Here is a 15,032-nt window from a genome sequence, read left to right on the forward strand (position 1 = left end):
ACGCATGGCCAGGGAATTCCAACGCGGCCACAAGGCCAAGATCAGTGACCTCACCGCGGGCACGGATCTGTACGTAGGGGTACAGATCGCCGCCCCAGGGCTGAGCTTCGACATCAGCTGTTTCGGTCTCGACGCCGACGAACGGCTCTCGGACGACCGCTATTTCGTCTTCTTCAACCAGCCGAAGTCCCCCGAGGAGTCCATCCAGCTCCTCGGCGCCCAGGCCGGTGACACGGAGTCCTTCCGGATCACGCTCGACAGGATCCCCCCGCAGATCCAGAAGCTGTCCTTCACGGCGACCATCGACGGCGCCGGACAGATGTCGCAGGTCGGTCCGGGGTACGTCCGTATCGTCGCCGGTGGCGAGGAGGTGGCCCGGTACTCCTTCAACGGCTCGGAGTTCTCCACCGAACGCGCCGTCATGCTGGGCGACTTCTATCTGAAGGACGTCTGGCGGTTCGCCGCGGTCGGGCAGGGCTTCGACGGCGGCCTCGAGGCGCTGCTGAAGAACTTCGGCGGCGAAGTCGCCGAGGAGGAGGCGCCCGCCGCCCCGCAGCAGCCCCAGGCCGGTGCGACTCCCAGCTTCGCGCCGCCCGCCCAGGCCGCCGCGCCGCCCTCGTTCGGCGCCCCGGCCGGAGCGCCCGCGCCGGCCCCCCAGCCGGCCCCTCCGGCACCCGCGCCGGCCCCGGCCGCTCAGGGTTTCGCGCCCCCGCCGGGATCCACCCCGCCGCCGCCGAGCCCGGCGCCCTCGGTGCACGCCCAGCCGACCATCATCGCGCCCATGACGCCGCCCGGAGGCGCCCCGCCGCCGCCCGCCCCGGCGCCCGCGCCCTACGGCCAGCCGGGACAGCAGCCGTACGGCCAGCCCTCGGCCCCGCCGCCTCCCGGCTACGGCTACCCCCAGGCGCCCGCGGCACCTCAGGCGCCGCACGCCCCGGCCCCGCCGCCCGGTTACGGCCAGCCCACCCCGCCACCCGGCTACGGCCAGCAGCCCCCCTACGGGCAGGTCCCCGGCCAGCAGGCGCCCTATGGAGCCCCGCAGGGTGCCCCGCAAGGCGCGCCTCAGGGTCCCGGTGTGGCCTCGGCGCTCCAGCAGTTCAAGGAGACGCCGACCGGTCAGCGCTGGACGCAGCAGAACAAGAAGATGGTCCGCGTCGACCTCGGCATCGGTGGCCAGCCCGTGCTCGCCCGGCAGGGCAGCATGGTGCTCTACCAGGGCAAGGTCGACTTCAGCTACAAGGGCGCCGGATTCGCCGGCCGGATCGTGGGCAACGCCACCGGCCAGGAGATGCAGCTGATGCGCTGTTCCGGCCAGGGCCAGGTCTTCCTCGCCGAGAACAACTCGATGGTGCACCCCATCGAGCTCCAGGGCGACGGCATCTGTGTCTCCGCCGAGAACGTCCTCGCCTTCGACGAGGGCCTCCAGTACGAGGTCCGCCGTATCGAGGGGCACGGCATCCCCGGTGGCGCGCTGTTCACGATGCAGTTCACGGGCACCGGCACGATCGTCGTCAAGACGCACGGCACGCCCGTGGTGCTGCCGGTGACGCCCACGACGTTCGCCGACTGCAACGCCGTGGTCGCCTGGTCGTCCGCCGCCCAGGTGGTCGTCTCCAGCCAGGTCCGGATGCGCCGCAACGCCTACCCCGGCGACACCGGAGAGAGCGTCAACCTCCAGTTCCGGGCCGCTCCCGGCAACTTCATCGTCGTCCAGCCGTACGAGATCTGAGGGAGCCCGTCATGAACCAGCCACTCGCGGGCTACGCCCCCGCACCCGTCACCGCCCGCATGGAGAACCACGGCAACCACATGCTGAAGGTCGCCATGCAGACCGGGAACGACCTCCTCGCGCGCGTGGGCTCGATGGTCGCCTACGAAGGGTTCGTCCAGTACGAGCCCAACCCGCCGGCCGTGCGCCAGATCGCCAAGGACTGGATGACCGGTGAGGGCGCGCCCCTGATGAAGTGCTCCGGCGACGGATTGCTCTACCTCGCCGACTACGGCGCCAACGTCGTCGTGATCAACCTCAACGGCGACGGCATCTCCGTCAACGCCACCAACCTGCTCGCCTTCGACGCGCATCTGACGTGGGGCGTCGAGCGGGTCAAGGGCCTGGCGAAGTTCGCCGGGCAGGGCCTGTGGAACACCAAGATCTCCGGGCAGGGCTGGGTCGCGCTGACCTCCCGGGGCAAGCCGATCGTCGTCGACTGCGGCGGCGGCGAGGACGAGACGTACGTCGACCCGGACGCGCTCGTCGCCTGGTCGCCGAACCTCAAGGTGAAGGGCAAGCGCAGCTTCAAGGCGCAGTCCCTCATCGGCCGCGGCAGCGGCGAGGCCTACCAGATGGCCTTCTCCGGCCAGGGCATCGTCGTCGTGCAGCCCAGCGAGGACAGTACCGACCGCCTCCGGGTCCGGGGCTGAGGGGGAGCGAGAGAACGCCATGCAGAGCCCGATTTTCGCCTACAACGATCAGCAGACCCAGGACCGCTGGAGCCTGCAGAACAAGCAGATGCTCCGCGTCGGCCTGGAGGGGCACGACGACATCCTCGCCCGCAAGGGCACCATGGTCGCCTACCAGGGCCTGGTCGAGTTCGACGCCGAGTACCAGAGCAACCAGCAGGGACGCGCGCGTGCCCGCACGGGTGAGGGCCTGGACCTGATGCGCTGCCATGGACAGGGCACGGTCTACCTCGCCAACCTCAAGCAGCAGGTCCACATCATGGACGTCGACCAGGACGGGCTGACCGTCGACAGCAGTTATGTGCTGGCGATGGACTCCTCGCTGCACCACGAGGTCATCGCCGTGGACAGCCTCTACGGCATCTCCGGCTCGGGTAAGTACCAGCTCAACATCACCGGTCGCGGCAAGGTCGCCCTCATGACCTCCGGGATGCCGCTGATGATGACCGTGACGCCCGACAAGTACGTCAACTGCGACGCCGACGCGATCGTCGCCTGGTCCACCGCGCTGCGGGTGCAGATGCAGGCCCAGACGCATTCCTCCGGGGTGTGGCGGCGCCGCGGGAACACCGGCGAGGGCTGGGAGCTCAGCTTCATGGGCTCCGGCTTCGCGCTTGTCCAGCCCAGCGAACTGCTGCCGCCGCAGAACGCCCAGATCGGCTCCGGCCTGTCCGCGCAGTACGGCATGGGGCAGCAGGGGGCCCGGGGGCAGAACCAGGGCAACGTCTGGAGCTGACCGTCCGGAAAGCAGACGTAAGGGGCGAGCGCCATGGCGGTCGCCCCTTACACGTGGGCCGGTACCGACCGGTGTCTCAGGCCGCGAGCCTCGCCCGCGTCGCCTCCATCAGCCGTACGACCGACTCGTCCGCCACGTCCGCCACCTCGCCGTAGGCGTACCAGCGCAGGTCGAGGGACTCGTCGCTGATCGACTCCACGGCACCGGCGGGAGCCAGCGCCGCGTACTGGACGTCCAGGTGCCAGGCGCACGGCGTGCGGTGGCGGTCCAGGCGGACCGGGCCGCCCGGCAGCAGGGTCAGTCCCGCGACTCCCGACTCCTCAGTGCCCTCACGCAGGGCGGCCGCCGCCAGCGTCTCGTCGGTCGGCTCGCAGTGGCCGCCCATCTGCAGCCACATCCGCAGCTTCTTGTGCAGAGTGAGCAGCACGCGCCCGCGTGAGGGGTCGATCACCAGCGCGCTCGCCGTGATGTGCCCGTCGCCGCAGGCCTTCCACATGCCGTCCGCGTGGGTCTCCAGATGCTCCAGGTAGGCCTGACGGAGATCCGCCTGGTCCTCGTAGTCCTTCAGCACGAGGACCGCGTCGTCGAAGAGGCTCACTCGGCGCTGTCGCCCTTGGAGTCGTCGTCGGAGTCGTCGTCCTTCTTCAGATTCGGCTTCCCGGTGCCGCCCGCGGCCTCGCCGAGCATCTTGTCCAGCTCGGAGAAATCGATCTGCTCGCGGTGCACGAAGCCGTCCGGGTCGTCCAGGTCGGACGCCGTCGGCAGCATGTCCGGGTGGTGCCACAGGGCGTCACGCCCGTCGACCCCGCGCGCGTCCGTGAGCGACGCCCACAGACGGGAGGCGTCGCGCAGCCGGCGCGGGCGCAGCTCCAGGCCGATCAGCGTGGCGAACGTCTGCTCCGCCGGACCGCCCGAGGCACGCCGGCGACGCAGCGTCTCGCGCAGCGCGTCCGCGGACGACAGACGGGGCTTGGCGGCAGCGTGGACCACCGCGTCGACCCAGCCCTCCACGAGCGCCAGAGCCGTCTCCAGACGGGCCAGGGCCGCCTTCTGCTCCGGGGTGTCCTCCGGCTGGAACATGCCCTGCTGGAGCGCGTCCTGAAGCTGCTCGGGGTTCTGCGGGTCGAACTGGCCGACCACGTCCTCCAGCTTGGCGGTGTCGACCTTGATGCCGCGCGCATAGCCGTCGACCGCGCCGAACAGATGCGAGCGCAGCCACGGCACATGCGCGAAGAGGCGCTGGTGGGCGGCCTCGCGCAGGGCGAGATACAGCCGCACCTCCTCCTTCGGCACGCCCAGGTCCTTGCCGAACGTCTCGATGTTCACCGGCAGCAGCGCGGCCCGGCCGGCCGGGCCCAGCGGCAGGCCGATGTCGGTCGAGCCGACGACCTCGCCCGCGAGCACGCCGACGGCCTGCCCGATCTGCGTGCCGAACATGGCGCCGCCCATCGAGCGCATCATGCCGATCAGCGGGCCGGCCATGGCCTGCATCTCCTCCGGCAGGACATCGCCCATCGCGGTGCCGACGCGCTCGGCGACCGGGTCGACGAGCTCCTGCCACGCCGGCAGGGTCGCCTCGACCCACTCCGCGCGGCTCCACGCGACGGCGGTGCCCGCGCCGGACGGCAGGGACGTCGCGTCGTCCAGCCACAGGTCGGCCAGGCGCACGGCCTCCTGGACGGCGGTGCGCTCGGCGGGGCCGACGCTGGCGTCCTTGGTGCCGTCGGCGGTGCCCTGGGAGACCGTCTGGCGGGCGATCTGCTTGGCCATGTCCCAGTTCACCGGGCCGCCCTCGTAGGAGAGCATCTGCCCGAGCTGCTGGAACGCGGCCCCGAGGTCGGTGGGGTTCAGCGAGCCGAACATGGCCGCGAACGGATTGTCCGCGCCAGGGCTGCCAAAGCCCCCGGCACCGGGCAGCCCGCCGAAACCGAACGGGTTGGCCGGTCCCTGACCACCACCGCTCTCCTGGTCCTTCTTCTTGCCCTCGTCGCCGTCGTCCGGCTCCTCCGGCGGAAGGCCGAATCCGAATGGGGTGTCACTCACGGGATTCCTCGGCTGGTAAGGCCACCGGCTGGCGCCGGCGGCACGACTGCCCGATAACACCACCCAGCGTAGACACCGCGAGGCGATCGGGCCTCGGTGCTTCGCCGACTCTCGGCCTGCGGCAGGATGGATGCCACCTGGTACGTACGCGTCACTCGCGTCCGTACTGAAGACAACCGCTGGAGACGCCCGGTGAGTTCCCCTGATCCGCAGGTTCGCGCAGCGCGAAACCAGTCAACCCCCTCCGCGCGCGGCGCGCGCGGCCCCGTCGTCGCGGTGACCGGCGCCGCGTCGGGGATCGGCGCGCTGCTCACGGAGCGGCTGGTCGCGTCCGACGAGGTCAAGCAGGTCATCGCCATCGACGAGCGGCGGGGCGAGTGCGCGGCGGCCCAGTGGCACATCCTCGATGTGCGGGATCCGGCCATCGCGGAGAAGCTGCGGGGCGCCGACGTGGTCGTTCACCTGGCGCTCGACCTGGATCTGGAGACGGATGCGGCCGCGCGCACCGCATACAACGTTCGGGGGACGCAGACCGTTCTGACGGCCGCCGCGGCGGCCGGGATCCACCGCGTCGTGCTGTGCACCTCGGCGATGGTCTACGGGGCACTCGACGACAACGAGCTGCCTTTGTCCGAGGACGCCGAACTGCGCGCGACGGCCGAGGCCACCGGCGTCGGCGACCTCCTGGAGATCGAACGCCTCGCGCGCAGGGCACCCAGGGCCCACCCCGGACTCAATGTCACCGTCGTACGCCCGGCCGTGCTGGTGGGCGGCACCGACACCGCGCTGACCAGGTACTTCGAGTCGCCCCGGCTGCTCGTCGTCGCCGGATCGAGGCCCGCCTGGCAGTTCTGCCACGTCGAGGACCTGTGCAGCGCCCTGGAGTACGCCGTCCTGGAGAAAGTCGAAGGGGAACTCGCCGTCGGCTGCGACGGCTGGCTGGAGCAGGAGGAGGTCGAGGAGCTCAGCGGCATCCGGCGCATGGAGCTGCCCTCGGCGGTCGCCCTCGGAGCGGCGGCCCGCCTGCACCGCATCGGCCTCACGCCGTCCCCGGCAGGTGACCTGGCCTACACGATGTATCCGTGGGTGATCAGTGGAAGCCGGCTCCATGAAGCGGGATGGCGGCCGCAGTGGACCAACGAGGAAGTCCTCGCGGAACTCCTGGAGGAGGTCTCCGGCCGCCACACCGTCGCTGGGCGCCGGCTCGGACGCAAGGACGCGACAGCGGCCGGCGCCGCGGGAGCCACCGTGGCCCTGCTGGGCGCGGCGGCCGTCGTGCGGCGGGCGCGGAAGGCACGGCGCCGGATCTGAGCGGGCGTGCGCCGCGGGCCGTACGGCTGTAGGAGGCTCCAAACCGGCACACGCGTGTGCCGGGCGATGACGCTATTCCCCCTCCTCACACGCGTGGGGCACGATGGAGCCATGGCACCTACCAACGATCACCCCGGTGAGCAGGGCGCTCAGGACCCCGTCAAGCTCATCGCCATCCGCGAGACGGCCCTCTCCCTGGACGAGGTCTTCCGGGCCGTCGGGGACGACGCCGCCGGCGGGACCGCGCTGTTCGTGGGGACCGTGCGCAACCACGACGGGGGTGCCGACGTCGACGAGCTCGGGTACTCGTGCCATCCCAGCGCCGAGGCCGAGATGCGCAGGATCGCCGAGAAGGTCGTCGCCGAGTACCCGGTGCGGGCGCTCGCGGCCGTGCACCGCGTCGGGGACCTCAAGGTCGGGGACCTCGCGGTCGTCGTCGCCGTGTCCTGCCCCCATCGGGGCGAGGCCTTCGAGGCGTGCCGCAAACTGATCGACGACCTCAAGCACGAGGTGCCGATCTGGAAGCACCAGCGGTTCTCCGACGGCGCCGAGGAGTGGGTGGGCGCCTGCTGACCCCTCCCGCCCAACCCCCATCCACCCCACTCCGCTTGCGTAACCGCACCCCTGGCGTGAGCGTTGTCAGTGCCAGTGGTTAATCTGCTGATCAGTCAGTTGCGGTCGCTCATGGGGATGGGAGGACGGCATGGCGGCTCTCGCCTGGTTGCTTATTCCGCTCTTGGCCGCGGTCTGCGCCGGCCTGTGGGGCAGTTGGGCCAACCGCACCCGAAAGGCCCGGGGCGACGGCCCGGAGCTCGACGGGTACGCCCGATTCCGCGCGGCCATGGAGAAGTCCGACTCCGCCACATGATCACAGGGGCGGGTTCACGGCCCTGACGGGGCTCTGACAGGACTGTCACGTACATTCGAGGCATGCCACGCCGCACCGCGACGATGCTCGCCTCCACCTTGATGCTGATCGCGCTCCTGTGCGCGGGAGTGTTCATTCCCGTGCCGTACGCGGAGATGTCCCCGGGGCCGACCGTCAACACCCTCGGCGATCACGACGGTGAGCCGGTGCTGCAGATCTCCGGACGCAAGACCTACCCGACGAGCGGTCACCTCAACATGACCACCGTCCGGGTCACCAGCGCCGACTACAAGATGAACCTCGTCGAGGCCGTCTACGGCTGGCTCGCGCACGACAACAAGGTCGTCCCGCACGACACCCTCTACCCGGACGGCAAGACCGAGGAGCAGTCCACCCAGGAGAACGCCGAGGAGTTCAGCCAGTCCCAGGAGAGCGCCAAGGTCGCGGCCCTCAAGGCGCTGGACATCCCCGTGAGGAGCTGGGTGATCGTCTCCACCGTCGTCAAGGGCACCCCGGCCGAGGGCAAACTGCACGCCGGTGACGTCATCAAGGCCGTCGACAGTACGACGATCAAGGAGCCCGGGGACGTCGCCGAGCAGGTCACCAAGCACAAGCCCGGACAGGACGTCGTCTTCACGATCGTGCCCGCCAAGGAGCAGGCCGCCGCGGAGAAGGAGCGCCGGACGCCGACGAAGACCGAGAAGGTCACCATCAGGACCGCCCAGTCCACCGACAGCGGCGACAAGCGCGCCATCGTCGGGATCTCCGCCGGGACCGACCACACCTTCCCGTTCAGCATCGACATCAAGCTCGCCGACGTCGGCGGCCCCAGCGCGGGCCTGATGTTCTCCCTCGGCCTCTACGACAAGCTCACCCCCGGCAGCCTCACCGGCGGCAAGTTCGTGGCCGGCACCGGCACCATCGACGACACCGGCAAGGTCGGCCCCATCGGCGGCATCGAGATGAAGACCATCGCCGCGCGCGAGAAGGGCGCCCAGTACTTCATGACGCCCGCCGACAACTGCGCGACCGCCGCCAGGGACGTGCCCGGCGGGCTCACCCTCGTCAAGGTCGACACCATCGACGACGCCCTCGGCGCCATGAAGGACATCCGCTCCGGCGACACCGCCGACCTGCCGAAGTGCACGGGCAAGGGCTGAGCGACAGGCATCCGTACAACAGCGGGGGCGCCCCTCACACCGAGAGGCGCCCCCGTCGTCGTACCGGAAGAGCTCAGTCCGCGAAGGTCGCCGTCAGTGCCTCCGCCAGGCCCGGGACGAGGTCGGGGCCGGTGAGGACCTCCGTCGGGGTGTCCTTCTCACGCAGGCGCAGCGCCGACTCGCGGGTGCCGTCGCGCAGGACCGCGACCGTCATGCGGACCTCCTGACGGTCCGGGTGCTCCGCCACCCACTTCGCGAGCTTGGCGTCGCTCAGGCCCTGCGGGACCTGAGCCTCGGCGGACGGCGGCAGCATCAGACGCTCCACCGTGAGAGCGCAGCCGGCCACCGCGTCGGGCCAGGCGATCGTGCCGAGGAACTCGTCGAGCTGCTTGCCCGTTGGAAGTTCGTCCTGCTCGATCGGGGTCAGGCCGGTGGACTCCTGCTCGTCCCCCAGGCCGAGCTGGGCGGCGAGGCCGGGTTCCTGGACTCGCAGCCGTGCGGTGTCGACGAGGGCGAAAAGGCGGGCGGGCTGGTCCCAGCCGAGGCCGGAGGCGTACTCGTCGATCTCGAGGACGGCCCGGGTCAGCGGGTTCGCAGCCATGGGAGTGTTGGACATGGTCACAATCCTCTCTCGTTCCTGGCCGGAATCGGGAACCGAGTAAACGGTGAGTAAGTTGCATAGGTGTGGGCCCACGATCACGGGGGGCCACGAGGGGTCCACGAAGACGCGGGCCTGACGAAGACCAACAGCGAACTTCGGGGTGCGAACCTTGGCTTTCCAGATGCCGGACCGCGGCGGAGGCCCGACCGGGCCACGGATCAGAGTGGGACGCCCGTCCCGGCGTGTCCGGACCCTGCTCATGACACTGGGCGTGCTCGCCGTCCTCGGCATGGCCTTCACCATGTTCGCGGGGTTCTGGACCGACTGGCTCTGGTACCGATCGGTGAACTACTCCTCGGTGTTCACCACCACGCTGTGGACGAAGATCGGACTCTTCTTCGTCTTCGGTCTGCTGATGGCCCTCGCCGTCGGCTTCAACATCTGGCTGGCCCACCGGCTGCGCCCGCCGCTGAGCGCCATGTCGATGGAGCAGCAGAGCCTCGACCGCTACCGCATGGGCATCGCGCCCTACAAGAAGTGGCTGCTGCTCGCGATCACCGCCCTGGTCGGCCTGATCGCCGGCGCCTCCGCCTCCAGCCAGTGGCGGACCTGGCTGATGTGGGTCAACGGCGTCCCCTTCGGTGAGAAGGACCCCCAGTTCCACCTCGACGTCGGCTTCTACGCCTTCGACCTGCCCTGGTACCGGTTCCTGCTCGGCTTCGGCTTCGCCGCCGCGATCCTCTCCGTGATCGCCGCCGCGCTCACCCACTACCTGTACGGCGGGCTGCGCATCACCAGCCCGGGCGCGCGCGCCACGGCCGCCGCCACCGGCCATCTGTCGGTCCTCATCGGCGTCTTCGTCGCCCTGAAGGCCGTCGCGTACTGGCTCGACCGGTACGGACTCGCGGTGAAGTCCAGCGACTTCAAGGCGACCGACAACTGGACCGGCCTCAGGTACGTCGACGCCAACGCCTATCTGCCGGCCAAGACGATCCTGTTCTGCATCGCCGTGATCTGCGCGCTGCTGTTCTTCGCCACCCTGTGGCGGCGCACCTGGCAGCTGCCCGTCATCGGCTTCGGCCTGATGGTGCTCTCCGCGATCCTCATCGGCGGCCTGTACCCGGCGATCGTGCAGAAGTTCCAGGTCCAGCCCAACGAGCAGGCCAAGGAAGCGCCGTACGTCGAGAAGAACCTCAAGGCGACGCGCGAGGCGTACGGCATCGACGGCACCCAGGTCACCGAGTACGCGGGCAGCAGCAAGACCGAGGACAAGACGAAGCTGCGCGACGACGTCGACGCCACGGCGAGCATCCGCATCCTGGACCCGAACATCGTCTCGCCGACGTTCCAGCAGCTCCAGCAGATCAGGAACTACTACGCGTTCCCGACCAACCTGGACGTCGACCGGTACGCCAAGGACGGCAAGGACCAGGACACCGTCATCGGTCTGCGTGAGATCAATCTCAACGGCATCCCGAAGCGGAACTGGATCAACGACCACTTCCGCTACACCCACGGCTACGGCGTGGTCGCCGCCGAAGGAACCAGCGCCGACTCCCAGGGCCGCCCGGACTTCACCGAGTCCGATCTGCCGTCCAAGGGCGACCTCGGGACGTACGAACAGCGGGTCTACTACGGCGAGAAGACCACGATGTACTCGATCGTCGGCGGTCCCCAGAAGGAGATCGACTACTCCGACGACAGCGGTGAGAAGACCTACAGCTACAAGGCCGACAGCGGCGTCAGCCTCTCCAACCCGGTCAACCGTGCCGCGTACGCGGTCGCCTTCGGTGAGCCGCAGATCCTGTACTCCGGTGCGATCGGCGACGGTTCGCGCATCCTGTACAACCGCACGCCCAAGGAGCGCGTCGAGGCGGTCGCCCCATGGCTGACCATCGACGGCGACGCCTACCCGGCGGTCGTGGACGGCCGTATCCAGTGGATCGTCGACGCGTACACGACCACGAACGGCTACCCGTACTCCTCGCGCACGACCCTCGGTGACACGACGGCTGACTCGCTGACCGCGACCAACGACCAGCGGGCGGTCGTGGCGCAGCAGAACCAGGTCAACTACATCCGCAACTCGGTGAAGGCGACCGTCGACGCCTACACCGGCGAGGTCAAGCTCTTCCAGTGGGACACCAAGGACCCGGTCCTGAAGACCTGGATGAAGGCGTTCCCGGGCACGGTGGAGTCGAAGAGCGAGATCTCGAAGTCGCTGATGGCCCATCTGCGCTACCCGCAGGACCTGTTCAAGGTCCAGCGCGAGCTGCTCACCCGCTACCACGTGAAGGACGCCACGACGTTCCTCAGCGGCAGCGAGGTCTGGCAGGTGCCGGACGACCCGACCAACAAGTCGGGCAGTGCGACGCCGCCGTACTACCTGAGCATGAAGATGCCCGACCAGGCGGCGCAGGCGTTCTCGCTGACTACGACACTCACACCGAACGGCCGGGACAACCTCAGCGCGTTCATGGCCGTCGACGCCGAGGCGGGCACCAGTGACTACGGCAAGATCAGAATCCTGAAACTGCCGACCAACACCACGGTCAACGGGCCCAGTCAGGTCCAGAGCCAGTTCAACTCCGAACAGGACATCGCCGAGACCATCAGGCTGCTGAGAGGCGGCGACTCCGAGGTCGAGTACGGCAACCTGCTCGCGGTGCCACTGGACGGCGGACTGCTCTATGTGGAGCCGGTCTATGTACGCGGTGGCGGGCTCAAGTACCCGCTGCTGCGCAAGGTGTTGGTGTCCTACGGCGGCACCACCGCCTTCGAGGACACGCTCGACGAGGCCCTCAACAAGGTCTTCGGAGCGGACGCCACGACCACCCCGCCACCCGACGAGGGCGATGACGGCGGTACGAAGCCTCCGCCGACGTCCAACAACCCGACGGTCCAAGAAGCGCTCGACGACGCCCAGAAGGCCTTCGAGGCCGGCCAGGACGCCCTGAAGAAGGGCGACTGGGAGGCGTACGGCAAGGCGCAGAAGGATCTGGAGGACGCGCTGAGGCGGGCCGAGGACGCGCAGTCGCAGCCGGACAAGACCGGCGGCGGTGCGGGCGGCGGCGGTGAGAGCGCGAGCCCGAGCGCGAGTCCCAAACCGAGCGGCAGTCCCACCGGCACCTAGGAGCGACGGTTGATCGAATAGCTCTCCCCGCGCCGTGATACGGTTGTTTCACAACGGCGCGGGGTGGAGCAGCTCGGTAGCTCGCTGGGCTCATAACCCAGAGGTCGCAGGTTCAAATCCTGTCCCCGCTACTGAAGTCGGCGAACATTTCGTACGACAGCGAAGGCCCGGATCCTCCAGAGGATCCGGGCCTTCGTGGTGTGCGAACGCATGTGCCGAGGACCGGGACGGTCGTGCCGCCGTGGGGAGTTGGGAGAACTGTGTTTGACTTGTCTCTCTGTGGGCATGTCGACAAAACGCTGAAGTGACCTCACTGGCTGCGGTATACCAGGTGTACCCAGGTTGCAGGTGGTGCGACGATGGACGTTATGGGGGACAAGGCAACTCTGTTGGAGACAGGGCGGTTTGTGCAGCCTGCCGACTTTGTGCAGTCGACGGGTGATTTCGTGCAGCCGGAGAACGATGCCCCGCGTCCGGAGGGAGAGTTCGCGCGTTCCGAGGGTGACTTCGTCGTCGACCGGCCGGGGGACCAGGACGAGACGGGCGAGGCCGCCGAGGAGGCGCGGCAGTTGCTCGCCGCGGAGACCGGTGACGTCGAGGCGATGAGCGTACTCGGTGCCATGCTGCTGCGCCGCGGCGATCTCGACGGAGCGGAGCCCCATCTGCGGGCCGCCACCGCGGCCGGTGACCGGGCCGCCGCCAACAACCTGGGAGTCCTTCTCCATCAGCGTGGCTACGCCGACGATGCCGCCGGATGGTGGCGGATCGCCGCCGTCGCCGGGTCGGCCGCGGCCGCGCACGCGCTGGGACGTCATCACCGCGAGCGGGGCGACGAGCCCGCCGCCGAGTACTGGCTGCGCCAGTCCGCCGAACAAGGGCACACGCTGGGCGCCTACGCGCTCGCCGATCTGCTGGAACACCGCAGCGACAACAGGGCCGAGCAGTGGATGCGGGCCGCGGCCGAGCGCGGGCACCGGGAGGCGGCGTACCGGCTGGCGCGTGCGCTGGACCGGCAGGCGACCAGTGCGGACGAGGGCGGTGCCGACAACGGTGTCGCGCCCGGCCAGGCAATGCTGGACGAAGCCGAGCAGTGGTACCGGCAGGCCGCCGCGCGGGGGCACCGCAGGGCCGCGCTGCACCTCGGGGCGATCCTGGAGAAGCGTGGAGAGCTCAAGGAGGCCGGGCGCTGGTATCTGACGTCCGCCAAGGACGGCGAGGCGCGGGCCGCCTGCGCGCTCGGGTTCCTGCTGCGCGACGCCGGGGACAGCGAGAGCGCCGCCGTGTGGTGGCTGCGGGCCGCGCAGGACGGCGACGGCAACGCCGCGAACGCCCTGGGCGCGCTGCATGCCGAGCGCGGTGAGACCCAGACCGCCGAGCGGTGGTACCGGGCCGCCATGGACGCCGGTGATGTCAACGGCGCGTACAACCTCGGGCTGCTCTGCGCCGAGCAGGCGCGTACCGCGCAGGCCGAGCAGTGGTACCGGCGGGCGGCGTACGCCGGGCACCGCGAGGCCGCCAACGCGCTGGCGATCCTGCTGCTCCAGGTCGGGGACACCGCCGGGGCCGAGCCGTGGTTCTCAAAGGCCGCGGAGGCGGGGAGTGTGGACGCCGCCTTCAATCTGGGGATTCTGCACGCCGGGCGGGGCGAGGAGCGGGCCGCGCTGCGGTGGTACGAGCGTGCGGCTGCCGCCGGGCACACCGAGGCGGCGCTGCAGGTCGGTATCGCGCGGCTGCGGGACGGGGACGAGCCGGCCGCGGAGCGGCATCTGCGGTGCGCGGCCGGGGGTGGCAGTGCGGAGGGCGCGTATCGGCTGGCGACCGTGCTGGACGCTCGGCGGCCGCCGGAGCCCGCGCATGAGCTCGGGGAGCCGGTGCGGGAGAAGGCCGAGTGCGAGGAGTGGTACGAGCGGGCTGCCTCCCAGGGGCATCGTCGGGCGCAGGTGCGGGTCGGGATGCTGGCCGCTGCGCGCGGGGACGTGGTGGAGGCGGCGTTGTGGTACCGGCGGGCCGCCGAGGCCGGGTCGCGCAACGGTGCCTTCAATCTTGCGTTGCTGCTGGCGCGGGAGGGGAGCGAGCCGGAAGCCGCGGTGTGGTGGACGCGGGCGGCCGATGCCGGGCACGGTCGGTCGGCGCTTCGGCTCGCCCTGCTCTACGCGCGTCGCGGGGAGCTTGCGGAGGGGCAGCGGTGGGCTGACCGGGCGGTGAGTCTGGGGCCGGGGGAGGTTGCGGAGCGGGCGGCGCGGTTGCGGGATGCGTTGCGGGAGGAGCTGTCGGCGTGACGCTGCGCTGACGGGGGGCGCCTCGGTTTCGCCCCCGCCGCCCCTACCCGTCCCGTCCTCCAGGGGCTCTGCCCCTTCGACCCCGGGCCCTCTCTGAGGGCTGCCGCCCCCAGACCCCCGCTGCCGGCCCTGAACGGGCCTTGTCCTCAAACGCCGGACGGGCTGAAAGATCGCGGGCTGGCGTCGAGGAGGGGCCGTTCGCTGTAGGTGCCGCCTCCAGCGGGTGGGTGGGGGCTTGGGACGGCAGGGTCTCGGCCTCGGACGCCGGACGGGCTGAAAGAAGCCGGTTCGCCCCGAATGGTTGCCGGCGGACCAGCGATTTGCCTCTGTCCGCGTCCTTGACGTAATGTTCAGTTCACCGACGCGGGGTGGAGCAGCTCGGTAGCTCGCTGGGCTCATAACCCAGAGGTCGCAGGTTCAAATCCTGTCCCCGCTACTGAA

The 15,032-nt window shown here is 70.1% G+C and carries 12 protein-coding genes and 2 tRNA genes; 11 read left to right on the forward strand and 3 right to left on the reverse strand.

All coding sequences use genetic code 11. From position 1 onward, the window contains the following. Window positions 1-4: 4 nt before the first annotated feature. From IE325_RS10330 to IE325_RS10340, 3 genes are read left to right on the forward strand one after another with little or no spacing between them, the layout of a single operon-like run. On the forward strand, window positions 5-1,729 hold the full coding sequence (locus tag IE325_RS10330; protein WP_190069490.1) for a TerD family protein: 1,725 nt from the start codon (window positions 5-7) through the stop codon (window positions 1,727-1,729). Window positions 1,730-1,740: 11 nt separating this feature from the next. After that, window positions 1,741-2,421 carry an AIM24 family protein gene (locus IE325_RS10335; protein WP_030974882.1) on the forward strand — a complete coding sequence of 227 codons (681 nt, stop codon included), beginning with the start codon at window positions 1,741-1,743 and terminating at the stop codon, window positions 2,419-2,421. Window positions 2,422-2,440: 19 nt separating this feature from the next. Then, entirely contained in the window at window positions 2,441-3,196 is a 756-nt protein-coding gene (locus IE325_RS10340; protein ID WP_190069491.1) for an AIM24 family protein, read from the forward strand. Between the two features lie 76 nt (window positions 3,197-3,272). Here the strand turns inward: IE325_RS10340 and IE325_RS10345 are convergent, their stop codons facing one another. Both IE325_RS10345 and IE325_RS10350 read right to left on the reverse strand, forming a co-directional pair. Continuing rightward, window positions 3,273-3,794, reverse strand: coding sequence for an NUDIX hydrolase (locus IE325_RS10345; protein ID WP_190069492.1), 522 nt, complete (start codon window positions 3,792-3,794; stop codon window positions 3,273-3,275). Next, the gene (locus tag IE325_RS10350; RefSeq protein ID WP_190069493.1) at window positions 3,791-5,239 is read right to left on the reverse strand and encodes a zinc-dependent metalloprotease; all 1,449 of its coding nucleotides are present in this window, start codon (window positions 5,237-5,239) and stop codon (window positions 3,791-3,793) included. The genes IE325_RS10345 and IE325_RS10350 overlap by 4 nt, the downstream gene beginning before the upstream one ends. A gap of 192 nt (window positions 5,240-5,431) precedes the next feature. Here IE325_RS10350 and IE325_RS10355 point away from each other — a divergent pair, with 192 nt between their 5' ends. The 4 genes from IE325_RS10355 to IE325_RS10370 all read left to right on the forward strand — a co-directional run bounded on the left by IE325_RS10355 (window position 5,432) and on the right by IE325_RS10370 (window position 8,578). Continuing rightward, window positions 5,432-6,550: an SDR family oxidoreductase gene (locus tag IE325_RS10355; protein WP_190069494.1), complete on the forward strand. Its 1,119-nt coding sequence runs from the start codon at window positions 5,432-5,434 to the stop codon at window positions 6,548-6,550. 111 nt (window positions 6,551-6,661) lie between these two features. After that, window positions 6,662-7,123: a molybdenum cofactor biosynthesis protein MoaE gene (locus tag IE325_RS10360; RefSeq protein ID WP_190069495.1), complete on the forward strand. Its 462-nt coding sequence runs from the start codon at window positions 6,662-6,664 to the stop codon at window positions 7,121-7,123. A gap of 130 nt (window positions 7,124-7,253) precedes the next feature. After that, window positions 7,254-7,418, forward strand: coding sequence for a hypothetical protein (locus tag IE325_RS10365; protein WP_190069496.1), 165 nt, complete (start codon window positions 7,254-7,256; stop codon window positions 7,416-7,418). 62 nt (window positions 7,419-7,480) lie between these two features. Next, entirely contained in the window at window positions 7,481-8,578 is a 1,098-nt protein-coding gene (locus IE325_RS10370) for a YlbL family protein (protein WP_190069497.1), read from the forward strand. A 73-nt stretch (window positions 8,579-8,651) separates the two neighbouring features. Here the strand turns inward: IE325_RS10370 and IE325_RS10375 are convergent, their stop codons facing one another. Further along, window positions 8,652-9,194 (reverse strand): PPA1309 family protein, encoded by a 543-nt coding sequence (locus tag IE325_RS10375; protein ID WP_268256342.1) that lies wholly within the window; start codon window positions 9,192-9,194, stop codon window positions 8,652-8,654. A gap of 166 nt (window positions 9,195-9,360) precedes the next feature. On the opposite strand from IE325_RS10375, the gene IE325_RS10380 reads away from it, so the two are divergent. The 4 genes from IE325_RS10380 (at window position 9,361) to IE325_RS10395 (ending at window position 15,027) form a co-directional block, all read left to right on the forward strand. Continuing rightward, a complete protein-coding gene (locus tag IE325_RS10380) occupies window positions 9,361-12,312 on the forward strand; it encodes a UPF0182 family membrane protein (protein WP_190069801.1) in 2,952 nt (983 codons plus the stop codon). Window positions 12,313-12,369: 57 nt separating this feature from the next. Then, window positions 12,370-12,443 (forward strand) — tRNA-Met (locus IE325_RS10385). Window positions 12,444-12,671: 228 nt separating this feature from the next. Then, complete coding sequence (locus tag IE325_RS10390; RefSeq protein ID WP_190069499.1) at window positions 12,672-14,591, forward strand: tetratricopeptide repeat protein; 1,920 nt, start codon at window positions 12,672-12,674, stop codon at window positions 14,589-14,591. A gap of 362 nt (window positions 14,592-14,953) precedes the next feature. Continuing rightward, window positions 14,954-15,027: transfer RNA gene (locus tag IE325_RS10395), tRNA-Met, on the forward strand. Window positions 15,028-15,032: the final 5 nt, after the last annotated feature.

Source organism: Streptomyces lanatus, from assembly GCF_014655715.1.
Classification (GTDB): Bacteria; Actinomycetota; Actinomycetes; order Streptomycetales; family Streptomycetaceae; genus Streptomyces; species Streptomyces lanatus.